Genomic DNA, 25427 nt, shown 5'->3' on the forward strand with positions numbered 1-25427 from the left:
CATGTTTCATGTCATGAAGCGGATGCAGGACGCCGCCGCGCGTCCCACCCGGCGCAACTTCCTGAAGATGTCGGCGGTCGCCGCCGGCGGTCTCGTCGTCGGCTCGCGGCTCGCGCTGCCCGGCGCGGCACTGGCCGAAGGCGCGGCGGCGGAAGACGCCTTCACGCCCTTCATCCGGATCTCGCCGGACGGCCTCGTCACGGTGCTCAACAAGCATCTCGACATGGGACAGGGCAACGCAACGGGCCTTGCGACGCTGGTTGCCGAGGAACTTGACGCATCGCCCGAGCAGATGCGGGCCGAGTTCGCCCCGGCGGATGTCGAGCGCTACAAGAACCTCGCTTTCGGCATGCAGGGCACCGGCGGCTCCACCGCCATCGCCAACTCGTTCGAACAGTACCGCAAGGCCGGCGCCACGGCTCGCGCCATGCTGGTCGCGGCTGCGGCAAAGGCCTGGGGCGTTCCGACCGGCGAGATCACCATATCGGGCGGCACGCTTTCGCATGCCTCGGGCAAGTCCGGCACGTTCGGCGAGTTCGCCGAGGCGGCGGCGAAGCTGGAGGCTCCGGCCGAGGTGACGCTGAAGTCGCCCGACCAGTGGGTCTATATCGGCAAGTCCTTCCCGCGGCTCGATGTGCCGAACAAGACGGTCGGTGCGCCGAACACCTACGGCATGGACGTCCAGCGCGACAACATGCTGGTCGCTGTGCTCACCCGTCCGCTGGCCTTCGGGGCGAAGGTGAAATCGTTCAACGCCGATACCGCCAAGGCGGTGAAGGGCGTCGTCGATGTCATCGATGTGCCGGGTCACGGCGTTGCGGTGCTGGCCACCTCCACCTGGCCGGCGATCAAGGGCCGCGAGGCGCTGGAGATCGAGTGGGACGAGGCGGGCGCCGAGACCCGTTCGAGCGATGCCCTGTTCGCCGAGTACCGCGAACTGGCCGACACGGCGGGGCCCGTGTTCCGCGACGACGGCGATGCGGAGGCCGCGATCGCGGGGGCCGCGACGGTGGTCGAGCAGGTTTTCGAGTTCCCGTATCTCGCCCATGGCATGATGGAGCCGATGGTGCTCACCATCCATGTCGAGGGCGACCGGGCAACGCTCTGGTATCCCTCGCAGTTCCAGACGGTCGACCAGCAGACGGCGGCGACGGTGCTCGGCATCCCGGTGCAGAACGTGACGATCAACACGCTCTACGGCGGCGGCTCGTTCGGCCGGCGCACGTCGCCCGACGCCCGTCATATCGTCGAGGCGGCGAGCATCGCCAAGATCTGGGGCAAGTCGCAGCCGATCAAGCTGGTCTACACCCGCGAGGACGACACCCGTGCCGGCTACTACCGGCCGATGGGCGTCCACAAGGTGCGCGCCGGCCTGGATGCGGACGGCAATCTCGTCGGCTGGCATCACCGCATCGTCCAGCAGTCGCTGATGTCCGGCACCTTCTTCGAGCAGTTCATGGTCCATGACGGTATCGACGAGACCTCGGTCGAGGGCGTCAAGGACGCGAGCTACGCGATCCCGGCCTTCCATGCCGAGTTGCACTCGCCGAAGGTCGGCGTGCCGGTGCTGTGGTGGCGCTCGGTCGGCCACACCCAGACGGGCTATGTGGTGGAAGCGATGATGGACAAGGCGGCCCACGCTGCCGGCGTCGATCCGCTCGAGTTCCGCCGCCGGCACCTGTCGCAGCCTTCGGGCATTGCCGAGCGCGACAAGGACAATGCCCGCAAGCTCGGCGTCCTGGATAAGGTCGCCGAAATGTCCGGCTGGTCGGGAGCGCAGCATGGCGACCGGTTCCGCGGCATCGCCGTGCACAAGTCGTTCAACACCTATGTGGCCGAGGTCGCGGAGGTCAGCCGCCGCGAGGACGGGACGTTCAAGGTCGAGAACGTGTGGTGCGCGGTCGACTGCGGCGTGGCGGTCAACCCGGACAACGTCAAGGCCCAGATGGAGGGCGGCATCGGCTACGGCCTGGCGGCGGTGCTGTTCAGCGAGATCACCCTGACCGACGGTCATGTCGATCAGCTGAACTTCGACACTTACCGTCCGCTGCGCATCGAGGAGATGCCGAAGGTCGTGGTCGAGGTTCTGGCCTCCGCCGAGGCCCCGTCGGGCGCCGGCGAGCCGGGCACTCCGCCGGTCGGTCCGGCTGTGGCGAACGCGATTCTTGCCGCCACCGGCGAACTGCCGGCGGTCCTGCCGCTGACCAAGGCCGGTCTCGCGTAAGGCCCGTCGCCTCGGATCCGCCATGAACGAACGGGCCGGTGTGCTTCCTGCACGCCGGCCCGTTTTGTCAGGTCGCTTCGTCCCGCGACAAGAGCTGCCTGATCCGCCGCTCCTTCGCGCTCCCGATATAATCTCATCGGCCGATGGGTTTTTTGCATTTCCGCCAAGGGGTGTTGTGGCCCTAGCATTTCCCTGTTCGCGCAGATAGCGGCAGCATTCGCTGCCGCCCGGTCCGCCTTCGGTCTCGGGCCCTTTGCGGGGAGGGGAGATTGCAGCCTTTCACCACCAATCAGGTGCCGCGCATTGTGGCCGGGCCGGGGCGCAGCAACGAGATCGGCGCCATCGTCACCGAACTCGCCGGCACCGGCGCCTGCGTGCTGCTGGTTGCCGACAACGGCCTGACCGGCATCGGCCTGACACAGCGCATCGCCGGCGTGCTCAAGGATGGCGGCCACCGGGTCGTCACCCATGACGCGATTCTCAGCGATCCGAAGGAGCCGGCCGTTGCCGAGGCGGTGCGCATCGCCCGCCAGGAGGGCGTTGGCGCCGTCGTCTGCCTCGGAGGCGGCTCGGCGCTGGATGCCGGCAAGCTCGTCGCCGCGATGATCGGCGCGCGCGGAAATCTCGAGGACTACCGTCTTGCCGCCGCCGCGCTGCCGGTTGCGCGCGTGCCGCTGGTCTGCGTGCCAACCACTGCCGGCACCGGCTCGGAGGCGACCGCGGTTTCCGTCATTTCCGATGCCGGCGGCACCAAATACTGGTATTGGGCGCCGGCCTTGAAGCCCGATGTCGCTCTGCTCGACGCGCGCCTCACCACCGGTCTGCCGCCGCAGCTCACTGCTGCCTGCGGGGTCGATGCCATCGTCCACGCCATGGAGGCGGCGACGGGCCGGGCCGCCTTCGCCGAGAATTCCCGCATCTGCCACGAGGCGATCCGCCTCGCCACCTCCCATATCGACCGCGCCGTCGCCGAGCCGAACGACCTGGAAGCGCGCGGGGCGATGCTGCTTGCCGCCACCTGGGCCGGCATCGGCATCGACAATGCCGGCACGGGCATGGCCCACAACATCGCCCATGCGCTGGCGAGCCTGGTGCCGATCCACCACGGCCGCGCGGTCGCCATCGGCATGGCCGCCTCGCTCGGCTGGTCGATGGAAGGTGAGGAGGAGGCCTATACGGAGGTCGCCCGTGCCTTCGGCTGCGCCCACTACGGCGAGCTGCCGATGGCCTTTTCCGGCCTCGTCCGCCGTCTCGGCATCCGCCTGTCGCTGGCCGCCGACACCAACCGCCTGCCACCGGAGCGCCTCGCCGCGCGCATGGCCGCGCCGGAAAATGCGCCGATGCGTGCCGCCAGCCGTCGCCTCGTCACCGATGAAGACCTGTTGTTGCTGGCCGAGCGCGCGCTCGGCTTCGGTTGAAAACGGGGGCGGGCGGATGGACCCTTTGCAGCCGGGCGCTGCCGTCGTAGCCTTCACCGAGCGGCGGGACGATGCGCGCCGCCCGGAACCTGTGAGCATGACCGCAAGCCCGATCGACCGCCGCCGCCTGCCGCTCAACTCGCTGCGCGCCTTCGAGGCCGCCGCGCGGCAGATGAGCTTCACCCGCGCGGCCGAAAGCCTCGGCGTCACCCAGAGCGCCGTCAGCCGCCATGTGCTGAACCTCGAGGAGGTGATCGGCGCCCAGCTGTTCGAGCGGCGCGGTTCCTCGCTGGCTCTCACCGCTGCCGGGCAGGACCTCATCGGCAATGTGACCCCGGCGCTCGACCGGCTGCAGGCTGGGCTCAACGCCATCTGTGAGATCGACCGGGGCGGCACGCTGCGCCTTGCTCTGCCACCGTCCTTCGCCATCAAAATGGCCGCGCCGATCATCGAGACCTGCCGGGTGCAAGGCGGCGTGGCCATCGAGATCGACACCCCTTACGTCCTGGAAAGCCTCGACAGCACGGCGCATGACGCGGCCGTCGTCTTCTCCCGCCCGCGCGTCACCGACCAGGTGATGGACCTGCTGTGGATGGAGGAGCTCACCCTCCTGTGCCGGCCCGACATGGCACCGCGCCTGCGCGAGGAGGGGATCGCGGCAGCGCTCGCCCGCGAGACCGTCATCCACATCCGCAACGAGGCCGGCCGCCACACCGCTTGGGTGGAGCTGCTGCGCGCCGCCGGCGTCGCCGCCACTCTACCGCAGGGCATCGTCTTCGACACTGCGCACATGGCGCTGGATTTTGCCGCCCGCGAGGGCGGGCTGGTCGTCGCCGACCGCCGGCTTGCCGCGCGCGATATCGCGGAAGGACGGCTTGCCGCTCCGCTCGCCGTCACCGCCGCCTCCGGCTTCGGCTATTTCATGCTGTTCCGCCCCGACGACCTGCAACGCGAGGCGGTGCAGATCTTCCGCCGCCGCATGCTGACCGAGTTCGCGCCGTCGCTCGAACGTCTCCCGGCCGGAGGCGAGCGGGCGCAAGGGGCGGCCTGACCGCGGCTGTTCGCGCGGGTCGCAAACGCGACAGGTTCGGGACGGATTTCGACCATTGGGCCTTTGCCGCCGGCGGGTTAGGCTGGCGTCCGCCCCCCGTTTTCGACCGGGCTTGCGATCACGAAGGACCTCGCCCTTGCAGAAATATTCGGCCCTCTCGCTGCTGCGCAACGCCCTGTCCGGGCACCGGGACTGGCAGCCCGCCTGGCGCAAGTCCGACCCCAAGCCTGCCTATGACGCCATCATCGTCGGCGGCGGCGGCCATGGTCTCTCGACCGCCTATTACCTCGCCAAGGAGCACGGCCTCACCAATATCGCCGTGCTGGAAAAGGGCTGGCTCGGCTCCGGCAATATCGGCCGCAACACGACCATCGTGCGCTCCAACTACATGCTGCCGGGCAACAACCGCTTCTACGAGTGGTCGATGAAGCTGTGGGAGGGCCTGTCGCTCGACCTCAACTACAATGTGATGTTCTCCCAGCGCGGGGTCCTCAATCTGGCGCACACTCCGTCCCAGCTCGACGACTACGCCCGGCGCGGAAACTCCATGCGGCTGGAGGGCATCGACGCGGAACTGCTCGGCCGCGAGGAGGTGGCGCGCATGGTGCCGGGCCTCGACATGTCGCCGAATGCGCGCTTTCCGGTGCTCGGCGGCTTGCTGCAGCCGCGTGCCGGCACTGCCCGCCACGACGCGGTCGCCTGGGGCTACGCCCGCGCGGCCGATGCGCGCGGCGTCGACATCATCGAGAACTGCGAGGTGACGGGCTTCCTGCGCGAGGGCGGGCGCATCGTCGGTGTCGAGACGACACGCGGCGAGATCCGCGCCCCCAAGGTCGGCGTTGCCGTCGCCGGCAGTACTTCGCAGGTGCTGCGCCTTGCCGGCGTCGAGCGCCTTCCCATCGAAAGCCACGTGCTGCAGGCCTTCGTCTCCGAGCCGGTCAAGCCGATCCTCGACTGCGTCGTCACCTTCGGCGCCGGCCATCTCTACATCTCGCAGTCCGACAAGGGCGGTCTGGTCTTCGGCGGCGACATCGACAAGTACAATTCCTACGCCCAGCGGGGCAATCTGCCGGTGGTCGAGCATGTCATGTCGGAGGTGAGCGCGATGCTCCCCTTCGTCTCGCGCCTGCGGCTGCTGCGCAACTGGGGCGGCATCATGGACATGAGTATGGACGGCAGCCCGATCATCACCACCGGCCCGCTGCCCGGCCTCTATCTCAATGCCGGCTGGTGCTACGGCGGCTTCAAGGCGACGCCCGCCTCCGGCTGGTGCTTCGCCTGGACCATGGCGAAGGACGAGCCGCACCCGCTCAACGCCCCCTTCACGCTCGACCGGTTTCAGCGCGGCTACGTCCTCGACGAGCGCGGCGCCGGCCCCTACCCGAAGATGCACTGAGAGGACGCCCGCCCATGCGCATCCACTGTCCCTGCTGCGGGCCGCGCGGCGTCGCCGAGTTCTCCTATGGCGGCGACGGCACCGTCCGCCGGCCGGATCTCTCCGTGACCGACACCGACGCCCATGTCGCCTATGTCTTCGAGCGGGAAAACCCGCGCGGACCCCATGTCGAGCTGTGGCACCATATCGGCGGCTGCCGCCACTGGCTTAGGGTCACGCGCGATACGCTGACCCATGAGATCACCAGCGTCGAGATGGCCGGGCGCTTTGCCGGCGAGGCCGCGCGCATCTCGGGAGCGGGCGCATGAGCGGCTACCGGCTTCCCCATGGCGGCAGCCATCTCGACCGCTCGCGGCCGCTCGCCTTCCGTTTCGACGGCGAGCCGATGCAGGGCTTTGCCGGCGACACGCTGGCCTCGGCGCTGCTTGCCTCCGGCCGTGTGCTGGTCGGCCGCAGCTTCAAGTACCATCGCCCGCGCGGGGTGATGGGCGCAGGCCCCGAAGAGGCCAACGCACTGGTGGAGCTGCGCAACGGCGCCCGTCAGGAGCCCAACACCCGCGCCACCATGACGGAGCTCTATGGCGGGCTGGAAGCGGCCAGCCAGAACCGCTGGCCCTCGCTTTCCTTCGACATGATGGCGGTCAACGATCTGCTTTCGCCGCTGTTTTCCGCCGGTTTCTACTACAAGACCTTCATGGGTACGGGGCAGGCGACTTGGCATTTCTGCGAGCGCTTCATCCGCAAGGCGGCGGGCCTCGGCCGCGGCACCCATCTTGCCGATCCGGACCGCTACGAAAAGACCAACGCCTTTTGCGACGTGTTGGTGGTCGGCGCCGGACCCGCCGGCCTGATGGCCGCGCGCGCCGCGGTCGCTGCAGGCCTGCGCGTTATCCTGGCGGACGAGAACGCAAGACCCGGCGGCCGTCTCTTCGACGAGGGCGTGCAGCTCGACGGCCTGGCGCCGGCCGAGTGGATCGACGGAGCCTTGCGCGAGATCGCGGCCGGGGGCGGGCGCATCCTGCCGCGCACCAGCGTCTACGGCTATTTCGACGGCAACGTGCTGGGCGCGGTCGAGCGGGTCGCCGACCACAAGCGCAAGCCGGCGCCTTTCGAACCACGCCAGCGCCACTGGACCATCCACGCCCGGCACGTGGTGCTGGCGACCGGTGCCATCGAGCGGCCGCTGGTCTTTTCCGGCAACGACGCGCCCGGCGTCATGCTGGCTTCCGCCGGGCTTGCCCATGCGACCCGCTACGGCGTCGCCGTCGGCGCGTCCGTGGTCGTCTTCGCCAACAATGACGGCGGCGCGCGCACGGCGATCCGCCTTGCCGATCTCGGCATGTCGATCAAGGCGGTGGTCGACCCGCGCCGCGAGATCGACCCAGCCCTTGCCGCCGCCCTCGGCGCGCGCGGAATCCGGCTTGAAACCGGCGCTGTCGTTGCCGCCACCAGAGGACGCAAGTCCTTGGCCGGCGTCGACATTCGCGGCTTCGATCCGGTCTCGGGCGTGCTCGGCGCCAATGTGATGCAGCCCGGCTGCGACGCGCTTCTGGTCTCCGGCGGCTGGACGCCGAGCGTGCATCTGGCGAGCCAGGCCGGCAGCGCCCCGGTCTTCGACGAGGCGTTGCAGTCCTTCGTGCCGGGCACCGCCCGCGAGGCCTGGACGACGGCCGGTGCCTGCGCCGGCACGCTGGATCTTGCCGGCTGTCTTGCGGCGGGCCTCGATGCCGGCCGGACGGCGGCGCGGGCCTGCGGCAAAACGGCGGAAAACGGCGAAATTCCGCTGCCCGAGCTGTCGGGGACGCTGGCGGGCACCGACCTGCCGTTCCCGCTGTTCGACGTGCCGGCGACCGGTGGGGCCAAGCGTTTCGTCGACTTCCAGCACGACGTCACGGCGGACGACGTGGACCTCGCCAATCGCGAGGGCTTCTGCTCGGTCGAGCACCTGAAGCGCTACACGACGCTCGGCATGGCCGCCGACCAGGGCAAGACCTCCAACGTCAATGCCATCGCGCTGATGGCACGGGCGCGCGGCTTGACCGCGCCGCAGGTCGGCACGACCCGCTTCCGCATGCCCTGGACGGCGGTGACCATCGGCGCGCTGGCCGGCCGCGAGACCGGCCACCACTTCGCGCCGGTGCGCCGCACGCCGATGCACGACTGGCATGTGGCGAAGGGCGCCGAGATGATGGCGGCGGGCCTGTGGATGCGCCCGCGCGCCTATATCGCCCCCGGCGAGAGCTTGCGCGACGCCTATATCCGCGAGGCGAGCGCCGTACGCCAGCGCGTTGGCATCGTTGACGTTTCGACGCTGGGCAAGATCGACGTGCAGGGCCCGGACGCGGGCGAATTCCTCAACCGGCTCTACACCGGAGGTTTTGCCAAACTGCCGGTCGGCAAGGCGCGCTACGGCGTGATGTTGCGCGAGGACGGCATCATGTTCGACGACGGGACCGCCTGGCGGCTGACGCCGAACCGCTTTCTCGTCACCACCACGACGGCCAATGCGGGCGCGGTGCTGGCCCATATGGAGCACTATCTGGAAGTGGTCTGGCCGGACCTGCGCGTCCATGTCACCTCGGTGACCGACCGCTTCGCGGGCATGGCGGTGGCCGGCCCCGAAGCGCGCAAGGTGCTGCAGGCCGCGCTCGAGGAGGGCGACGTCTCGCCAGAGGCCTGCCCGCATATGGGAATCGTTCGCGGGCGCATCGCCGGGGAGCCGGTGATGATCGCGCGGCTGTCGTTTTCGGGCGAGTTGGCCTACGAGGTCTATTGCGACTGGCCGGCCGGCCTTGCCGTCTGGGAAGCGTTGATCGAGGCCGGAAAGCCCAATGGAATCATGCCCTACGGCATGGAGGCGCTCGGCACGCTGCGCATCGAGAAGGGGCATATAACGGGCGCTGAAATGGACGGGCGGACGACGCTGGCCGATGTCGGCCTTGGCGGCATGGCGTCGCGGAAGAAGCCGTATGTCGGCTCGACGATGACGCAGCGTCCCGCTTTCGTCGATCCGGAAAGGCCGGTTCTGGTGGGGCTTGTGTCACGGGACGGGCGGGCGATCCGCGCAGGCAGCCACTTGACCCTGCCCGGTGGAGGGGCGAGTCTGGGGCATGTCACCGCCGTGACGTGGTCGCCGGCCCTCGGCGCCAACATAGCGCTTGCCTTCCTGTCCGGTGGCCGTGACCGTCACGGCGAGCCGCTGGAGGCGGCCTTCCCGCTGAAGAACGAGCGGGTGGCGGTGACGGTCACCGATCCCTGCTTCTATGACCCCGACGGGAGCCGAATGCATGTCTGACGTCAGCAACGAGTCGCCCAACACCACCGCAAGGACCGAAGCAACGAAGCCGGAAGCGGCCGTTGCCCGGCCGGTGGTCGGCCGGCTGGTGCCGGGCGAGGCGGCGGGCGCCGAGGACCCGTCGCTGACCTTGCGGGAGCTGTCCGCAGGCGCTCTCCTGGAAGTCGGAGCCTGGCCTAACCGACGGGAAAACGTCGCGAATCGCCTCGGCGAGCTGGCCGGCGTGACACTGCCGGGACGCCCCGGCCGCTTCACCGAAAGCCCGTCCGCGCTGGTCTGCTGGATCGCCTTCGGCCGGTTCATTTATGTCGGCGCGGCGGCCGAGGACACGGCCCGCGTCGACACCGCGCTCGACACGGAAGACGCCGCCGTCGTCGATCTCTCGGGCGCCCGCCGGATCGTGCGGATCGAGGGCGAGACGGCGCGCGAGGTGCTCAACAAGGCGGTCGCCATCGACTTCGACCCGGCCGCATTTCCGGCCGGAGCGCTGGCGCAATCGGTGATCCACCAGATCCCGGCGGTGATCCTGCGGCGCAGCGAGACGGTGTTCGATGTGCTGGCACCGTCGAGCCTTGCCGATGCGCTGATCGACTGGATGACGGACGCGGCGCTGGAATTCGGCTACCGGGTGGAGGAGCCCGGCACGATCCTGTAGTTGCAGCGAAAACACCGGAAATCACGCGAAAAACCCCGCAACCTGTTGAAGGTGCGGGGTTTTTCGTTTCGAGACGAATTTTGCAAAATTCCGTCTCAATTCGTCCGATTTTCGAGAATGCCGTCTCGAAATCGCATCAAGAGGGCGTCAACCCGCGCAAGCGCTCCGAACGCCGCCGCAGGAGCTCCAGAACGGTCAGCAGGGCGATCGAGATCGCGACCATCAGGGAGGCGACGGCGAGGATGGTCGGCGAGATCTGTTCGCGCAGGCCTGTGAACATCTGCCAGGGCAGGGTCTTCTGGCCGGCCGAGCCGAGGAACAGGACCACGACCACCTCGTCGAAGGAGGTGATGAAGGCGAAGAGCGCGCCGGAGACGACGCCGGGCACGATCAGCGGCATCTGCACCTTGAAAAAAGTTGTCACCGGGTTCGCGCCGAGGCTCGCCGCCGCGCGAACGAGGCTGCGGTCGAAGCCGACCAGCGTCGCCGTCACCGTGATGATGACGAAGGGCGTGCCGAGGGCGGCATGGGCGAGCACGACGCCGAGATAGGTGCCCTGCAGGCCGATGCGCGAGTAGAAGAAGTACATGCCGGCGGCCGAGATGATCAGCGGCACGATCATCGGCGAGATCAGCACCGCCATGATCGCCGAGCGCCAGGGCACATGGCTCTGGGACAGGCCGATGGCGGCGAGCGTGCCGAGCACCGTGGCAAGCAGCGTCGCCGCCGGCGCGATGGCGAAGGAATTGCGCAGCGCCTGCTGCCAGTCCGGATTGGTGAAGAAGTCTTCGTAGTGCTTCAACGAGTAGCCGGCCGGATCCAGCGCCAGCATCTGCGGCGTGAAGGTGAAGAAGTTCTCCGCATTGAACGACAGCGGCACGATGATCAGGATCGGGAAGATCAGGAAGAAGAAGATCATCCCGCAGATCGTGCGGAAGCCGTAATACCAGGCGCGCTGGCCGGCGGAAGCATAGGAGGGAAGGGCGGACATTGGCATTCTTCTCCTTATCCGAGCTTCACGTTGTCGATACCGACGATCTTGTCGTAGACGTAGAAGAGCAGCAGGACCGCGGCGAGCAGGAGCACGCCGAGCGCGGCCGCCAGGCCCCAGTTGAGCGACGACGAGATGTGGTAGGCGATGCGGTTCGAGATGAAGATGCCGCTGGTTCCGCCGACGAGCTCCGGCGTGATGTAGTAGCCGATCGACAGGATGAAGACGAGGATCGACCCGGCGCCGATGCCCGGCACCGTCTGCGGGAAGTAGACCCGCCAGAACGCGGTCCAGTCGGTCGCCCCCAGGCTCTTGGCCGCGCGCACATAGGACGGCGAGATGGTCTTCATGACCGAGTAGAGGGGCAGGATCATGAAGGGCAGCAGGATGTGCGTCATCGCGATGATGGTGCCCGTCTGGTTGTTGATCATGACCAGTCGGCCCGCATCGCTGACGATGCCGGTCCAGACCAGGAAGTCGTTGATGACGCCCTGCTGCTGCAGCAGCACCTTCCAGGCGGAGGTGCGCACCAGCAGCGAAGTCCAGAACGGCAGCAGCACCAGGATCATCAGGAGGTTCGAGGTGCGCGCCGGCAGCGCCGCCAGCAGGTAGGCGACCGGATAGCCGAGCAGCAGGCAGCAGCCCATGATGGTGAGCGATAGGAACAGCGTACGGGCGAACAGGAAGAGGTAGACCCGCTCGCTCTCCGGCTTCATTTCGATGCCGCCGGGGGTGAGTTCCATGTCCACCGCGTTGAGGAAATATCCCGATGTCAGCGGGGGAGAGAAGGTCTTGAGCACCTGCCAGGTGTCGATCTCGCCCCACTTGTCGTCAATGTCGATGAACTGCGCCTTGAAGGGTTCGGCCTCGTCCATCCGCCCGGCGCGGCGGCCGGTCTTGCGGAACAGGCTCGACATGCCGGAGGCTTCGTAGTTGAGGCGCGAGCCGAGCCGGGTGTGGGTCTTCTTCTCGGTGGCGATCAGCAGGTCCGCATGAAGGGCCGCGAAAACCGGCTCGCCGGGCGCCTCGCCGGAGGTCTCGTCCCAGTCCGCCAGTGCCTCGACGGTCCTCGGCAGCGTGTTCGAGACGATGCCGTTCTCGACCGAGCGGAACAGCATGTCGGCGATCGGCGCGGCAAAGGTCAGCAAGATGAACAGGAGGAGCGGCGCGATCAGCAGCATCGCCCGCATCTTTTCCCGCCGCAGGGCCCGCATCAGGCTGACCTTGAGCGGGATGCCGTCACGGGTGGTAAGCGGCTGCGGCGGAGGGTCGGCCGGCGGGGCGGCCGCGGAGACTGTGTCTGTTGTCGTCATTCTCGCTGTCCGTTCGGGACGTGTCGCCGTATCGGGACGTCCGTGTTGGGTCATCCGGCCATGGCGCGGATCGGCGGCGCGTCAAGCTGCCAGGCGACCATGCGTTCGGCCGAAAGAGGCGGCCTGTATCCGGACAAGCACGCAAGGGACCACGCGAGGGCGTGCCTGCAGGCTTGTCGGGAGGCAGGCAGGGCGGCGGACCGCCCCCGCCGTCGCCGCGGTGGACGATCCACCGCGGCAATCACGTCGACAGGCGGCGACACACGCCGCCGCCCGTCTCGAGCCGCCTTAGCTGGCGAGCCAGGCCTGGAACCTGGCGTCCAGGTCGTCACGGTAGTCGGCCCACCACTCGTAATTGAACAGGAAGGTGTTCTTGGCGTTGTTCGGGTCGGTCGGCATGTGCGGAGCCATGTCGATGCCGAGCTCGGCATGCTTGCCGACGAGCGGCGCCGAGGACTCGCGGGCCGGGCCGTAGGAGATGTACTTGGCCTGGTCGGCGAGACGCTGGGTGTCGGTGGCGAAGCGCAGATACTCCATCACCGCGTCGAGGCGCTCCTTCGGCAGGCCGGCCGGCACGATCCAGCCGTCGAGGTCGAAGACCTGCGCGTCCCAGAGCATCTTGACCGGCTGGTCCTGCTCCTCGATCAGCGAGAACAGGCGGCCATTGTAGGTGGAGCCCATCACCACTTCGCCGTCGGCGAGCAACTGCGGCGTCTCGGCGCCGGCCGACCACCACACGGTCTGGTCCTTGATCGTGCCCAGCTTGGCGAGGGCGCGGTTCACGCCTTCCTCGGTCTCCAGCACGTCATAGACGTCTTCCTTGGCGACACCGTCGCACAGGAGGGCCCATTCCATGTTGTTGATCGGGCGCTTTTCCAGCGCGCGCTTGCCCGGGAAGGTCTCCAGGTCGAAGACGTCGCAGATGTCGTCCGGCTCCTTGCCGTTCCAGGCGGCGACATCGGTGCGGTAGCCGAAGGTCGTGGAATAGACGATCTGCGGGATGTAGCAGTCGGAGACGATCAGGTCGCCGAAGTCCTGCGAGGCCGGGGTGCCGTCGGGCGCCGGGGCCAGCATCTCGTCGTGGTCGATCTCCATGGCGAGGCCCTCGTCGCACAGACGAATGGCATCGGAGGCGAGCACGTCGACGAGATCCCAGGTCAGGTTGCCGGCCTCGTTCATGGCGCGCAGCTTGGCCACCGCCTCGTTCGAGCTCTCGTCGTTGATGATGTTCACGTCCGGATTTTCGGCCATGTAGGGCTTGTGATAGGCCTCGTTCTGCGAGTTGGAATAGGCCCCGCCCCAGGAGACGATGGTGAGGTCGATGGCGCTGGCGCCGGTCGTCATCATCGCCGTTGCGGCGCTTGCAAGAAGAAGCGTCTTGAAGGTCATGTGGTTCCCCTTTGTTGACGTGGTGCGGGACATGGGGTCCCGGCTTTGGTCGCGGCAGCCCTGACGGGCGCCGCAGCTGGTCGATCGGACTGCGTCAGGCGACGGCGTCGAGCGCCTTGCAGTCGGACGCTGCCCAGCCGATCTCCACTGTCTGGCCGGTCCGCAGGTCGCGCCTCTGGCCGCGGTTGCGAACCTTGACAATGAATTCCGTGTTGCCGGCGACATTCATCCGCACGCGGATGTGGTCGCCGAGATAGATCATCTCCTCGATGCTGCCTTTCACGAGATTGTCCATCGACTGGTCGGTGTCGAATTCGACGCGCTCGGGGCGCAGGGAGATGGTGGTGCGCGAGCCGACGCCCTCGATGTTGACCGCCTCGGCGGCCAGCTCCGTGCCGTCGTCCAGCCGCACCTTGCAGTCGGTGCCGGAGACCTCGGTAACGGTGCCCGACAGCTTGTTGTTCTCGCCGATGAACTGCGCCACGAAGGAGTTCTGCGGGTTCTCGTAGAGCTCGTCCGGCGTCGACAACTGCTGGATCACCCCGTCGTTGAACACGGCGACCCGGTCCGACATGGTCAGCGCCTCGGTCTGGTCGTGCGTCACGTAGACGATCGACACGCCGATATTCTCGTGGATGTGCTTGATCTCGTACTGCATCTGCTCGCGCAGCTGCTTGTCGAGCGCGCCCAGCGGTTCGTCCATCAGCACCAGCTCCGGGTCGAAGACGAGGGCTCGGGCGACGGCGACGCGCTGCTGCTGGCCGCCGGACAGCTGCGCCGGACGGCGCGAGCCGAAGCCGCCGAGCTCGACCATGTCGAGCGCGCGCTTCACCTTCTCTTCCTGCTCCGCCTTGCCCATGCCGCGCACCTGCAGCGGGAAGGCGAGGTTCTCCGCAACGCTCATATGCGGGAACAGAGCGTAGTTCTGGAACACCATGCCGATGCCGCGCTTGTGCGGCGGCACGTTGTTGATCGGGCTGTCGTTGAGGAAGATCTCGCCATGGGTGGCCGGCTCGAAGCCCGCCAGCATCATCAGGCAGGTGGTCTTTCCCGATCCCGAGGGCCCGAGCATCGTGAGGAACTCACCGGGCGGGATGTCGAGATTGAGATTTTTTACGACGAGCGTCTCGCCATCATAGCTCTTTTGAACATTCTCATAGCGGACGGCAGCGCCCCTTGATTCTGTCATTGTTGCCCCTAAGCAAAATGCAGGCAAGGGGAATGCATTCGCGCCGAATTAACGGCGCGTTCGCTCCTGGTCCCCTCTCGCGAACTCTTTTGGTCCGCTCTTTTGCCCTGTTGGTGACCATACATAAGCAAAAAATGACAAGGATGGGAAGGGCGAGGGCGAAAAAATATTGAAATCTGAGTGAAAAAACAAAGCGCTCTTGCAGCGCAGCGAAAAATGCCGGGCTGAAGAGCGCCTGAGGAAAGCCGAGATTTGCTCTATTTTCGAGGGGTCTGGCGGTTATAGCCAGACCCTGTCGCGTATTTGTCAAGATAGACTGTAACTAGACGTTGCTATCCGGGAATTCAGCTTTTCTGTTAGCCATGAAGCCGATCAGGGATTCGTCGATGGACGGATCGAGCGGCGGCGCCTCGTAAGATGCCAGCATCTGCTTCCACTTGCGGTTCGCCCGCCAGGCGGCGTCCAGCCCGCCATCGGCGCTCCACTGTTCGTAGGAGTTGTTGTCGGCGATCTCCGAGCGATAGAACGCGGTCTCGAAATTGCGCTGGGTGTGCATGGCGCCGAGGAAGTGGCCGCCGGGGCCGACCTCGGCAAGGGCGTCCATCGCCTGCGCTTCCTCCGACAGGTCGATGCCCTTTGCCAGCACGTGCATCATGCCGAGCTGGTCGGCGTCCATGACGAACTTCTCGTAGGAGGAGCATAGCCCCCCCTCCAGCCAGCCCGCCGCATGCAGGCAGAAGTTCACCCCCGACACCAGCGTCGCCAGGATGGTCTGGGCGGATTCCTGCGCCGACTGGGCGTCCGGCGTCTTCGACGAGGTGAAGGAGCCGCCGGAGCGGAAGGGCAGGCCGGCGCGGCGCGCGAGCTTTGCCGCGCCGTTGAGCAGCAGGCTGCCTTCCGGCGAGCCGAAGGTGGGGGCGCCGGACTGCATGGAGATCGACGAGACGAAGGCGCCGAAGACCACCGGCGCGCCGGGACGCACCAGCTGGGTCAGCGCGCAGCCGGCCAGCGCCTCGGCCAGCACCTGCGACAAGGTGCCGGCGACCGTGACCGGGCTCATGGCGCCGGCCAGGATGAAGGGCGAGACGATGCAGGCCTGGTTGGCCGCCGCATAGACCTTCAGCGCGCCGAGCATGGTCGCGTCGTAGACCAGCGGCGAGTTGGCGTTGATCAGCTGGATCATCACGCAGTTCTGGTCGACGAACTCCTTGCCGAAGACCAGCTCCGCCATGGCGACCGAATCGCGCGCCCGCTCCGGCGCGGTGACCGAGCCCATAAACGGCTTGTCCGAGTATTTCAGGTGGGCGTAGACCATGTCGAAATGCCGCTTGTTGACCGGCAGGTCGACGGGCTCGCACACCGTGCCGCCCGAATGGTGCAGCCAGGGCGACGCGTAGGACAGCTTCACGAAATTGCGGAAGTCCTCGATGGTGCCGTAGCGGCGGCCATTGTCGAGGTCGGTGACGAAGGGCGGGCCGTAGACCGGCGCGAACACGGTGTTGTTGCCGCCGATGACGACGTTGCGCTCCGGGTTGCGGGCGTGCTGGACGAATTGCGAGGGTGCCGTTTTGATCAGCTCGCGCAGCATGCCTTTGGGAAAGCGCACGCGCTCGCCGGAGACGTCGGCGCCGGCATTCTTCCAGATCGCGATGGTCTCGGGATCGTCGCGGAATTCCAGGCCGATCTCGGCCAGCAGCCGGTCGGCATTGGCCTCGATCAGCTCGGCGCCCTCGTCGCTGAGGATGTCGTAGACCGGCAGGTTGCGGGAGATATAGGGCAGGGCGCCGGCCGTCTGCGATCCGCGCCGCTTTTCCGTCCTTGCCGCCCGGCCGCGCCGTCCGGCGCGCGCTTCCTGGTCACTCATGCGCTGCAAGCCCTTTGTGCATAACCGCTGTTGGCCGATTTCCGACTGCCACTGTGCGCTGCGGGCGCACGCGTCTGCGGCGCGAAAGCGTCGTCGGTTTCTCTAAAAGCGTCATGCAAAACGGGGAGGTGCGGGCGGGGCGCCCGTCTACTGGGCCCGGCAGCCGAGCGTGGAGCTGTCGCAGTCTTCCCGGTTCATGACCACGGAGACGAGCGGATACTTGAAATCGTCATTGTCTTCGGAATTGGCGGCATCGATGATCGCCGCCGTCATCAGGCCGACCAGCCCGGCGCCGGAGCCGCTCCGGTAGATTTTCTTGCGCGTCTCGTTCTCGGCGCCGGCATTGGCGAAGCCCGTCTTGTAGCCGGGCGCGTCGCAGCGCACGGAGACCGGACGGGAGGCATAGCCGTAGTTCGGGACCTTGACCTGCGCCGGGGTGCGGAAGCTTGCGGTGTAGCTGTCGCTTTCCAGCTTGCACTCGGCGTCGGTCATCTCTTCCTTGACGCCGGTGCCGCTGTCCTTGTGCAGCGTGTAGTGGTAGCTGCGAACCGTGATGAATTCCGTGCCCCTGAGCTGCGGAATGTTCTGCCCCTGGGCACGGGCCTCCGCCAGCACGTCGCCATGCGTCGCGGTCGGGCTGGTCGGCTGGTAGCTGACGCTCATGGCGATCGGCTTGGTCGTCTGGCAGGCGGCAAGGCCGACAGCGGACGCAATCACCAAGGCACGGTAAAAAATCATCTGTTCAGCCCCTTTACCCAGCAATCGCCGGACTAGGTCAGGCGGGCTTGCCTGTCAACCGGCTCCGGTCGGGTCGGGGCATCGACCGTGCACCGCCCGGCTTCCGGAAAATTGCCGCCCGGGTGTCGTCGCGGGGATGGTGGCATGACGCAATCAGGCCACCGGGGGCCGCAAATCGTGGCGATACTGCCCGGCAAAGGCGCGCCGGCGGGCCGGCAGCTTGCGGATTCGATTGCGAAAAGGGTGGAAGATGTCGGCGTTTCCGGACAAGGCTCAAATCGTCATCGTCGGCCTCGGCGGCATCGTCGGTGCGTCCGTGGCGCATCATCTGCTGGAGCGCGGCTGGACCGATGTCGTTGGCATCGACAAGTCCGGCATCCCGACCGATATCGGCTCCACCGCCCATGCCTCCGACTTCTGCTACACGACCAGCCACGACTACCTGTCGGTGTGGACGACGCAGTATTCCATCGATTTCTTCGAGAAGATGGGCCACTACGCGCGCATCGGCGGGCTGGAAGTGGCGCGCACCGGCGACGACACCTGGATGGAGGAGATCAAGCGCAAGGCGAGCTCCGCCAAGGCCTTCGGCACCCGCGCCCATCTGGTGACGCCCGCCGAGATCAAGCGGAAGTTCCCCCTGATCGAGGAGGACATGGTCCAGGGCGGGCTGTTCGACCCGGATGCCGGTCTCGTCGTGCCGCGCTCGCAGACGGTGGCCGGCAAGCTGGTCGACGAGGGCGAGAGGACCGGCCGGCTCAGGGCCTTCGCCAACACGCCGGCGCAGTCGCTGATTGTCGAGGACGGGCGGATCGCCGGGGTCGTCACCCATCGCGGCACGATCCGCGCCGACCACGTCATCGTCTGCGCGGGTCTCTGGGGCCGGCTGATCGCCGAGATGGTGGGCGAGGACCTTCCCGTCATGCCGGTCGACCATCCGCTGACCTTCTTCGGGCCGTTCAACGAATTCGCCGGCACCGGCAAGGAGATCGGCTATCCGCTGCTGCGCGACCAGGGCAACTCCGCCTACATGCGCGACACCGGCGACCCGAAGACCACCGAGGGCGGCCAGATCGAGTGGGGCTATTACGAGACCGACGAACCGCGCCTGTGCCACCCGCGCGAGCTGCTGGAAAAGCACGAGGCGCGCCTGTCGCCGTCGCAGCGCGACCTGGAGATGGAGCAGGTGATCGGCCCGCTGGAGCGGGCGATGGAGCTGACGCCGATCCTCGGCGAACTCGGCTACAACGAGAGCCACTCGTTCAACGGGCTGTTGCAGGTCTCCGCCGCCGGCGGGCCCTCCTGCGGCGAGAGCCAGAAGGTGCGCGGCCTGTGGTACTGCGTCGCGATCTGGGTGAAGGACGGGCCGGGCTACGGCAAGCTGATCGCCGACTGGATCACCGATGGGCGCACCGGCATCGACCACGCCTCCATCGACTATTCCCGCTTCTATGCGCACCAGCTGACCGAGGATTTCATCGAGGGGCGGTGCCGCGAGGCGGCGCAGAAGATCTACTTCCCGGCGATCCATCCGCGCGAGCCCTATGCGACCGGGCGAAACGTCAAGCGCTCGCCGTTTTACGAGCGTGAGGTGGAGCTCGGCGGCCACTTCATGGAGCTCGGCGGCTGGGAGCGCGCCCATGGCTACGCGGCCAACGAGCACCTGCTGGACAAGTACGGCACCCGCGTGCCCGAGCGAAAAAATGAGTGGGACAACAGGCACTTCTGGCGGGTGTCGAATGCCGAGCACCTCGCCATGAGCGAGGACTGCGCGATCATCAACCTCTCGCATTTCTACATGTTCGAGGTCGAAGGCCCGGACCATGTGGAACTGCTGGAATGGCTGTGCGCGGCGAAGATCGGCGGCGACGGCAATATCGGCAAGGGCATCTACACCCACTTCCTCGACGACGAGGGTATGGTGCGGGCGGACCTCACCGTGATCCGCATGGCCGACCGCTGCCGCATCATCGACGGCGCCGATGCCGGCCCGCGCGACTTCCACTATGTCCGAAGGACGGCGCAGGACCGCGGGCTCGACGTCACCGTCACCGATGTCAGCGAGCGCTATACCACCATCGGCATCTGGGGCCCGAACGCGCGCGAGAAGCTGAAGCAGGCGGTGGCCGATCCGGCCGGCCTGGAGCCGGAAAACTTCCCCTTCGCCGCGATCCGCGAGATCGAGATCGCCGGGCGCAAGGTGACGGCGCTGCGCCTCTCCTATGTCGGCGAGCAGGGCTGGGAACTGCACATGGCATACGAGGACGGGCTGGCCGTCTGGGACGCGCTGCGGGCGCTGGGCATCATGGCGGCGGGCGTCGAGACCTACGCCAACTCGCGGCGGCTGGAGAAGTCGCTGCGCCTGCAGAACGCCGACCTGCTGACCCAGTACAATCTCTACGAGGCGGATCTTGCCCGCCCGAAGGTGAAGGAGGCCGACTTCCGCGGCAAGGCGAAGCATCTGGAATACCGCGCACGCGATCACCAGCCGGCGATGCTGTGCACGCTGGTGATGACCGACAACATCGACGCGACCGGCACGCCGCGCTATCCGGTCGGCACGCTGCCGGTGATCGATCCGGCGACGGGCAAGACCCTGGTCGATGCGCTGGGCCGGCTCTCCTACACGACCTCGATCGCCTATGGCCCGACCGTCGGCAAGAACATCGCGCTCGCCTACCTGCCGCACGAGTATGCGGTGGTGGGCCGGAAGCTCTGCGTGGAGTATTTCTCTGAAAGCTATCCGGTCGAGGTGGCGGGCGTCGGCTACGCGCCGCTCTACGACCCTCAGAACCTGAAGCCGAGGAGTTGAGGGAGGCTGGGAGGCTGCGCTCCGGCCTCTCGGGCGTCATCCCGAGCAGAGGGGATGTGGGCGGTGCACTTTGCGCAACAGCAACACGCCGTGACGGCAAAAAGGCAGAACCATGAGCAAGCTTGACGAACTCCTCGCGAAAAAGGGCACGCTGCTGGCCGACGGCGCGACGGGCACCAACCTCTTCGACATGGGGCTGACCTCCGGCGATCCGCCGGAGGAGTGGAACGTCACCCAGCCGGAGAAGATCCGCACCCTGCATCGCAAGTTCGTGGAAGCGGGCGCCGATATCATCCTGACCAACACGTTCGGCGCCAACCGCCACCGGCTGAAGCTGCACAAGCTGGAAGGGCGCGTGCACGAGCTGAACAGGGCAGCGGCGGAGCTGGCCCGCGAGGTGGCGGCGGAGGCCGGCCGCGAGGTGATCGTCGCCGGCTCCATCGGCCCGACTGGCGAGCTGTTCGCCCCGCTCGGCGCGCTCACCTATGAGGAGGCGGTCGAGGCCTTCGCCGAGCAGGCGGAAGGGCTGAAGGCGGGCGGCGCCGATGTCGCCTGGATCGAGACCATGTCGGCGCCGGAGGAAATGCGCGCGGCAGCCGAGGCCGCCGCGAAGGTCGGCATGCCCTTCGTGGTGACGGCGAGCTTCGACACGGCCGGGCGCACGATGATGGGCCTGCCGCCGAGCGGCCTTGCGGATCTCGCCGGCGAATTCGCCTGCGCGCCCGTCGCCTATGGCTCGAATTGCGGCGTCGGCGCGTCGGACCTGCTGGCCGCCGTGCTGGAAATCACCCGCGACCACCCGGACGCCATCGTCGTCGCCAAGGCGAATTGCGGCATCCCGGTCATTCGCGGCGACGAGGTGGTCTATACCGGAACGCCGGAGCTGATGGCCGACTATGCGCGGCTCGCGGTCGATGCCGGCGCGCGCATCATCGGCGGCTGCTGCGGCACGTCCTACGCCCACCTTGCGGCGATGCGCCAGGCGCTCGACGGATACGAGAAGGGCGCGCGCCCGAGCGTCGAGGAGGTCGTCGCCCGCATCGGCCCGTTGGTCTCCCCACCCGCCGCCGCTCCCACCGACGGCGGCGACGGCGAGGGCGGAAGGCGACGGAGGAGAAGGGGGGTGAGGGAAGCTTAATCCTGGTCGTGCCTCGTGGCGGCGCGCGTCTGTGCTTCCAACTCAGCTGTCTGGCGCCTGCATTCCGAGGCAGGCATTCAGTATCTTGCCTGTTTTGTCGAGCCTCGAGCGCTCATGAGGTGGGTACGATCCGAGATGTCGTCTTGCACTGCGATCTGTCGGCCTGCCCTCATGAGCGCATCCATAAATCGGCGAAAGCTATTGAATATAAGATGGTTGCATATCTTGATATTATGTTTTTATCGCATAATGTATTTTATGTGTACTTTGTTATTTGCGCTAAGATTGATAATTACATATCGGAGGTGCGCCATATGCCCTATTTCAATTCCTCAGCCATTGCGCGAGCTGAGTATAACCCTCAAACTGCAGTATTGAAGATTTGGTTTGTCGATAGCGGCGGGCCTTACGACTATTTTGATGTTCCGCAGCATATCTACGATGGCTTATGCCGCGCATGGTCTAAGGGGACATATTACAATGACCATATCAGACATCAGTACGGTAACGGATAGGGGGACTTGTAGTAATTGTCCATGGGCCTTGAGTTGCAACGCTAGCCTTCGTTACGCCCATCTTGCGGCGATGTGCCAGGCGCTCAATGCTTAAGAGAAGGGCTCGCGCCAGAGCGTTGCGGAGGCTATCGCCCGCATCCGCCCGCCATCGCTCCCGTCGACGGAGGTGAAGTGTTTGAGTTTATTTTTGTGTTTTGGCCTTTTGCGCGGCGTCTTTTGCATCACTTATTACTTGAGGGCGCGTGCTTTCCAGCGCAGCTTCATATCTTTCCATTTGTATTTTCATTAAAGACCCGGGCAGGGAAAATGAAGCAAGAAACACGAATGTTGCCAAGCCTAAGAAGGTCATTTGCAAATACTCAAGAATATATACTTTGTTTGGCGGAGTCAGATACATAATCAGTGCAATTCCAAGGGTAATTAGATAAAGGAAGAATATAATATTTTGTCTAAAAAGCTTCCTTCGCACCGTCTCCTTCATTTTCTGTAATTCTGACCATGTTTTTGCTTGTTTTAATGTCGGTTCAGCGATGAATGTGATGACGGCAATCAGGAATCCTGCAAGTATAGAAAATATTGTTACAACTGTGTTCACTGCATTTGGGTTATTTGCTACCAACGGCTGAAAACGGTAGCCAACAATGCAGGAGACTGCTACTGCGATAGATAATCGCAGTAGCCTTGGCCAGTCAGTTACTGAGATCCAATTCGGTCTCATGCTACGCCTCGATCTGTCGGTTCTCCGTCAATTCTTCTAAATATCGGATCATTTCATCCCATGCCTCGAAAACGCTGACGGAGTTTGCGACGGCTTGTAGTCTTACTTTCTTGCTCACTGAAATCTCGGAAGGTCTTATAAAATTGCCATTTCTCAGATGTATTTTGAACGATTCTGCCTCGTCATCATCAGCGATTAATTCCGAAAATTCATCCAATCCTTCTTTCGCAACTTGGAGGTCTCCTTTGGGGACCTTGATTGAAACAGTAACTGTACCCCTCTCGGCCAAGCGGAGTTGTTCTATGGATTCATCGCGGGCGGTGATGGCATTAAAAGCGCCTACAACATGTCGTTTCACATCCTGCCAAGGCCCGTGAATGCCTAGTGGATTTATTAGTTCCCCTGCGGCCGCTTCCGATATTCCAACTTCCAAGTCTATTTGCTTTACGCCAATGGCGTCAATTACTGCGACCATGTCGGCGTTTGCGATGCGAATTAATTCGAATTGCTCTGCAGTTTCCTCAAAATTTGCCCTCTTAAAAAGCCTTTGAAGATATATTCTTAATGACCCGGCATTTCGGCCGCAGTTCATACAGATTACGTGATTACCTTTGACTAAGGCCATAAGATCTGAGTTCAGGAAGTTTTCGCCTGGGTCAGGTGCTTTTTCACCTATATTGACCTCAGGGGCTGGTTCTATCGGTATCGTTCCGACACTTTGCCCGTCAGTATAGCGCGCGCAATGGATCGCGAAGCCGTTTTCTCCAAAATCACGGGAGCTGATGCCGCAAATGGATCTATTGTCGGCGGAGACAATAATTCGCTCTGCTTGCGTTGGAAATTGGGTCCAAGCGCGTCTCGCTAAAGCTTCGAGGGGTTCTCTTTCATTGAGGAAGCGAGCGCGACGATACTCAAGTGTTTTTGTTAATCTGACCAACGTTTCAAACTCCAGAAAAAATCAATGATGAAAATTGCCAGACATAGCCAGTTTTTGCAACGTTATTTTGTTTAGATCTTATCTTAAAAGTGCATCAGCACTGCAACGCGCTGCTGGCCTGACTCACCTCCCAAGCTGCCCCACAACGCTCTCCACCAGCTCCTCCACGCTCCGGCTGCCGTCGAGGCGCAGGACGGGGGCGGTTTGGGCGCTAAGCCACTCCTCGTGGCGGGCGCGGTTGCGGCCCGAAAAGCCGGGCGTGTCGTAGCCGGCGGCCCACGCGGCGAAGGCCGTGTGGATCTTGTGCATGTCGCCGCCCGGATCGATGCGGGTGCCGTAGCGCTGGCGCTCGCGCGCCATCAGCCGTTCCAGCCGCAGGGGCGTCGGCGTCGTCACGAAGACGATCAGGTCGACCTCTTCGATCAGGGCATCGCCCCAGCCGTCGAACGAGCCGGTCAGCACCCAGCCGCGGCCCCTTGCCTGCTCCGCCTGTGCCACGTCGGCAGCGATCAGGTGCACGCGCTCGTCCGGCGGGCGTTTCTGCGTGAAGGGCGGGTCGGTCGGCAGCCAGTAATAGTCGTCGACATCGAACTGCGGCACGCCGAGGCGGGCGGCGAGCGCCGCACCGAGCGTGGTGACGCCGGCGCAGGAGGCGCCGGTGATGTAGATGCGGGCAGAGCGGGTCATGCGGCGACCCTAGAGCCGAGCTGCATCTTGCGCCAGTGCAACCGGCAGGAGCGGCCGCATCGGCAGTGGATCGGGCGCGCAAGCCTGCTTTGGAGGCGCAAACGCGCCGCCGCCTGTTCCCGAGATCACGAGACTGTGCGCTGGCGTTGCCGCGATCTTCCGCTAGGCTTTGCGGATGAGGTGGAGAGCAGGCGCCATCGTCCGGTCGATGCCTGCCGCGGCGCTGGTGCTGGCCGCGGGGCTGGCGCTCGCCGCCCCGTCCGTGCCGCTGGCACAGCCGGCGATGGCGACGGGCGAGCCGGTCGATGTCGCCCTGGTGCTGGCCATCGACGTGTCGCGCTCCATGTCGCGCGAGGAACTGGCGATCCAGCGCAAGGGATACGCGGAAGCCATTGCCAGCCGCGAGGTCCTGCGGGCGATAAACTACGGCCCGCACGGGCGTATCGGCCTCGCGATCTTCGAATGGGCCGGCGACTTCCACGCCCAGGAGCTGCTGCCCTGGACGATCATCGAAAGCGAGACGGATGCGCAAGCCGTCGCGGCGCGGCTGCTGGAAGGCGAGAGCTTCGGCCAGAGCCGCACCTCGATCTCCGGCGCGCTGCTTCGCGGCATGGCGTTGCTCGAGGCGGTGCCCTACCAGGCGGAGCGGCTGGTGATCGACGTTTCGGGCGACGGGCCGAACAACCAGGGCCCGCCGGTGACCGGGCTGCGCGATGCGGCGGTGAACCGGGGCATCACCATCAACGGATTGCCGCTGATGACCGTCGACGGCTTCGCCCGGTATTTCGGCATTCCCGACCTCGACGAATATTACCGGCGCTGCGTGATCGGCGGGCCGGGCGCCTTCGTCGTGCCGGTGCACGAGTGGAACGAGTTTCCGGAGGCGGTGCGCCGCAAGCTGGTGATGGAAATCGGCGGGCTGGCGCCCGGCTCGCCGGACGATCCTTGGGGCAATCCGGGGCTGCAGGACGACCACGGCAGCGCGCAGCCCGTGGTGCCGGCGCAGTTCGCCGCCGAGGAACCCTACGACTGCCTGGTCGGCGAGAAGATGTGGCGCAACCGGCGGGATCTCTTCTACGACGGGGGTAGGTAGGCGG

At 65.7% G+C, this 25427-nt stretch carries 20 protein-coding genes; 11 read left to right on the forward strand and 9 right to left on the reverse strand.

The genetic code is table 11. The features are described 5' to 3' along the window. Position 1 precedes the first annotated feature (1 nt). The 7 genes from MNI96_RS17540 to MNI96_RS17570 all read left to right on the forward strand — a co-directional run bounded on the left by MNI96_RS17540 (position 2) and on the right by MNI96_RS17570 (position 10039). Entirely contained in the window at positions 2 to 2224 is a 2223-nt protein-coding gene (locus tag MNI96_RS17540) for a xanthine dehydrogenase family protein molybdopterin-binding subunit (RefSeq protein ID WP_249695236.1), read from the forward strand. 269 nt (positions 2225 to 2493) lie between these two features. Further along, on the forward strand, positions 2494 to 3642 hold the full coding sequence (locus MNI96_RS17545) for an iron-containing alcohol dehydrogenase (RefSeq protein WP_249695238.1): 1149 nt from the start codon (positions 2494 to 2496) through the stop codon (positions 3640 to 3642). Between the two features lie 97 nt (positions 3643 to 3739). Further along, positions 3740 to 4693: a LysR family transcriptional regulator gene (locus MNI96_RS17550; RefSeq protein ID WP_249695239.1), complete on the forward strand. Its 954-nt coding sequence runs from the start codon at positions 3740 to 3742 to the stop codon at positions 4691 to 4693. Positions 4694 to 4829: 136 nt separating this feature from the next. Continuing rightward, on the forward strand, positions 4830 to 6089 hold the full coding sequence (locus MNI96_RS17555) for a sarcosine oxidase subunit beta family protein (protein ID WP_249695241.1): 1260 nt from the start codon (positions 4830 to 4832) through the stop codon (positions 6087 to 6089). Between the two features lie 14 nt (positions 6090 to 6103). Continuing rightward, positions 6104 to 6397 (forward strand): sarcosine oxidase subunit delta, encoded by a 294-nt coding sequence (locus MNI96_RS17560; RefSeq protein WP_249695242.1) that lies wholly within the window; start codon positions 6104 to 6106, stop codon positions 6395 to 6397. Next, on the forward strand, positions 6394 to 9384 hold the full coding sequence (locus MNI96_RS17565) for a sarcosine oxidase subunit alpha family protein (protein ID WP_249695244.1): 2991 nt from the start codon (positions 6394 to 6396) through the stop codon (positions 9382 to 9384). Before MNI96_RS17560 ends, MNI96_RS17565 begins: the two co-directional genes overlap by 4 nt. Next, positions 9377 to 10039, forward strand: a complete 663-nt coding sequence (locus MNI96_RS17570; protein WP_249695246.1) for a sarcosine oxidase subunit gamma — start codon at positions 9377 to 9379, stop codon at positions 10037 to 10039. Before MNI96_RS17565 ends, MNI96_RS17570 begins: the two co-directional genes overlap by 8 nt. 136 nt (positions 10040 to 10175) lie before the next feature. Here MNI96_RS17570 and MNI96_RS17575 read toward each other — a convergent pair whose 3' ends face one another. The 6 genes from MNI96_RS17575 to MNI96_RS17600 form a co-directional block, all read right to left on the reverse strand. Further along, on the reverse strand, positions 10176 to 11030 hold the full coding sequence (locus MNI96_RS17575; protein ID WP_158195720.1) for an ABC transporter permease: 855 nt from the start codon (positions 11028 to 11030) through the stop codon (positions 10176 to 10178). A 14-nt stretch (positions 11031 to 11044) separates the two neighbouring features. Continuing rightward, positions 11045 to 12343, reverse strand: a complete 1299-nt coding sequence (locus tag MNI96_RS17580; RefSeq protein ID WP_249695247.1) for an ABC transporter permease — start codon at positions 12341 to 12343, stop codon at positions 11045 to 11047. A gap of 288 nt (positions 12344 to 12631) precedes the next feature. Then, the gene (locus MNI96_RS17585) at positions 12632 to 13732 is read right to left on the reverse strand and encodes an extracellular solute-binding protein (RefSeq protein ID WP_249695248.1); all 1101 of its coding nucleotides are present in this window, start codon (positions 13730 to 13732) and stop codon (positions 12632 to 12634) included. Between the two features lie 94 nt (positions 13733 to 13826). Then, complete coding sequence (locus tag MNI96_RS17590; protein WP_249695250.1) at positions 13827 to 14921, reverse strand: ABC transporter ATP-binding protein; 1095 nt, start codon at positions 14919 to 14921, stop codon at positions 13827 to 13829. 322 nt (positions 14922 to 15243) lie between these two features. Further along, positions 15244 to 16785 carry a trimethylamine methyltransferase family protein gene (locus tag MNI96_RS17595; protein WP_249695251.1) on the reverse strand — a complete coding sequence of 514 codons (1542 nt, stop codon included), beginning with the start codon at positions 16783 to 16785 and terminating at the stop codon, positions 15244 to 15246. A 147-nt stretch (positions 16786 to 16932) separates the two neighbouring features. Continuing rightward, positions 16933 to 17523: a hypothetical protein gene (locus MNI96_RS17600; protein WP_249695253.1), complete on the reverse strand. Its 591-nt coding sequence runs from the start codon at positions 17521 to 17523 to the stop codon at positions 16933 to 16935. 250 nt (positions 17524 to 17773) lie between these two features. Between MNI96_RS17600 and MNI96_RS17605 the strand changes: the two genes are divergently transcribed. The 3 genes from MNI96_RS17605 to MNI96_RS22125 all read left to right on the forward strand — a co-directional run bounded on the left by MNI96_RS17605 (position 17774) and on the right by MNI96_RS22125 (position 21988). Further along, positions 17774 to 20335, forward strand: a complete 2562-nt coding sequence (locus MNI96_RS17605) for a GcvT family protein (RefSeq protein ID WP_249695255.1) — start codon at positions 17774 to 17776, stop codon at positions 20333 to 20335. 112 nt (positions 20336 to 20447) lie between these two features. Continuing rightward, positions 20448 to 21473 carry a betaine--homocysteine S-methyltransferase gene (gene bmt, locus MNI96_RS17610; protein WP_249695257.1) on the forward strand — a complete coding sequence of 342 codons (1026 nt, stop codon included), beginning with the start codon at positions 20448 to 20450 and terminating at the stop codon, positions 21471 to 21473. A gap of 314 nt (positions 21474 to 21787) precedes the next feature. Next, positions 21788 to 21988: a KTSC domain-containing protein gene (locus tag MNI96_RS22125; RefSeq protein ID WP_502960357.1), complete on the forward strand. Its 201-nt coding sequence runs from the start codon at positions 21788 to 21790 to the stop codon at positions 21986 to 21988. A gap of 181 nt (positions 21989 to 22169) precedes the next feature. On the opposite strand, the gene MNI96_RS17615 is transcribed toward MNI96_RS22125, so the two are convergent. The 3 genes from MNI96_RS17615 to MNI96_RS17625 all read right to left on the reverse strand — a co-directional run bounded on the left by MNI96_RS17615 (position 22170) and on the right by MNI96_RS17625 (position 24330). Next, positions 22170 to 22706, reverse strand: a complete 537-nt coding sequence (locus MNI96_RS17615) for a hypothetical protein (protein ID WP_249695258.1) — start codon at positions 22704 to 22706, stop codon at positions 22170 to 22172. Between the two features lies 1 nt (position 22707). Beyond that, a complete protein-coding gene (locus MNI96_RS17620; protein WP_249695260.1) occupies positions 22708 to 23643 on the reverse strand; it encodes a hypothetical protein in 936 nt (311 codons plus the stop codon). Between the two features lie 123 nt (positions 23644 to 23766). Further along, positions 23767 to 24330 carry an ATP-binding protein gene (locus MNI96_RS17625; protein WP_249695262.1) on the reverse strand — a complete coding sequence of 188 codons (564 nt, stop codon included), beginning with the start codon at positions 24328 to 24330 and terminating at the stop codon, positions 23767 to 23769. A 175-nt stretch (positions 24331 to 24505) separates the two neighbouring features. On the opposite strand from MNI96_RS17625, the gene MNI96_RS17630 reads away from it, so the two are divergent. Then, positions 24506 to 25423, forward strand: a complete 918-nt coding sequence (locus MNI96_RS17630) for a DUF1194 domain-containing protein (RefSeq protein ID WP_249695263.1) — start codon at positions 24506 to 24508, stop codon at positions 25421 to 25423. Positions 25424 to 25427: the final 4 nt, after the last annotated feature.

This window comes from Stappia sp. WLB 29 (genome assembly GCF_023507705.1).
Lineage (GTDB): Bacteria > Pseudomonadota > Alphaproteobacteria > Rhizobiales > Stappiaceae > Stappia.

What these genes read in the sequence shown, in the direction of transcription:
- MNI96_RS17540 (WP_249695236.1), top strand. Translation starts at nt 2, where the DNA reads ATGTTTCATGTCATGAAGCGGATGCAGGACGCCGCCGCGCGTCCCACC.
- MNI96_RS17550 (WP_249695239.1), top strand. Translation starts at nt 3,740, where the DNA reads ATGACCGCAAGCCCGATCGACCGCCGCCGCCTGCCGCTCAACTCGCTG.
- MNI96_RS17560 (WP_249695242.1), top strand. Translation starts at nt 6,104, where the DNA reads ATGCGCATCCACTGTCCCTGCTGCGGGCCGCGCGGCGTCGCCGAGTTC.
- MNI96_RS17565 (WP_249695244.1), top strand. Translation starts at nt 6,394, where the DNA reads ATGAGCGGCTACCGGCTTCCCCATGGCGGCAGCCATCTCGACCGCTCG.
- MNI96_RS17570 (WP_249695246.1), top strand. Translation starts at nt 9,377, where the DNA reads ATGTCTGACGTCAGCAACGAGTCGCCCAACACCACCGCAAGGACCGAA.
- MNI96_RS17575 (WP_158195720.1), bottom strand. Translation starts at nt 11,030, where the DNA reads ATGTCCGCCCTTCCCTCCTATGCTTCCGCCGGCCAGCGCGCCTGGTAT.
- MNI96_RS17580 (WP_249695247.1), bottom strand. Translation starts at nt 12,343, where the DNA reads ATGACGACAACAGACACAGTCTCCGCGGCCGCCCCGCCGGCCGACCCT.
- MNI96_RS17585 (WP_249695248.1), bottom strand. Translation starts at nt 13,732, where the DNA reads ATGACCTTCAAGACGCTTCTTCTTGCAAGCGCCGCAACGGCGATGATG.
- MNI96_RS17590 (WP_249695250.1), bottom strand. Translation starts at nt 14,921, where the DNA reads ATGACAGAATCAAGGGGCGCTGCCGTCCGCTATGAGAATGTTCAAAAG.
- MNI96_RS17595 (WP_249695251.1), bottom strand. Translation starts at nt 16,785, where the DNA reads ATGAGTGACCAGGAAGCGCGCGCCGGACGGCGCGGCCGGGCGGCAAGG.
- MNI96_RS17600 (WP_249695253.1), bottom strand. Translation starts at nt 17,523, where the DNA reads ATGATTTTTTACCGTGCCTTGGTGATTGCGTCCGCTGTCGGCCTTGCC.
- MNI96_RS17605 (WP_249695255.1), top strand. Translation starts at nt 17,774, where the DNA reads ATGTCGGCGTTTCCGGACAAGGCTCAAATCGTCATCGTCGGCCTCGGC.
- bmt (WP_249695257.1), top strand. Translation starts at nt 20,448, where the DNA reads ATGAGCAAGCTTGACGAACTCCTCGCGAAAAAGGGCACGCTGCTGGCC.
- MNI96_RS22125 (WP_502960357.1), top strand. Translation starts at nt 21,788, where the DNA reads ATGCCCTATTTCAATTCCTCAGCCATTGCGCGAGCTGAGTATAACCCT.
- MNI96_RS17615 (WP_249695258.1), bottom strand. Translation starts at nt 22,706, where the DNA reads ATGAGACCGAATTGGATCTCAGTAACTGACTGGCCAAGGCTACTGCGA.
- MNI96_RS17625 (WP_249695262.1), bottom strand. Translation starts at nt 24,330, where the DNA reads ATGACCCGCTCTGCCCGCATCTACATCACCGGCGCCTCCTGCGCCGGC.
- MNI96_RS17630 (WP_249695263.1), top strand. Translation starts at nt 24,506, where the DNA reads ATGAGGTGGAGAGCAGGCGCCATCGTCCGGTCGATGCCTGCCGCGGCG.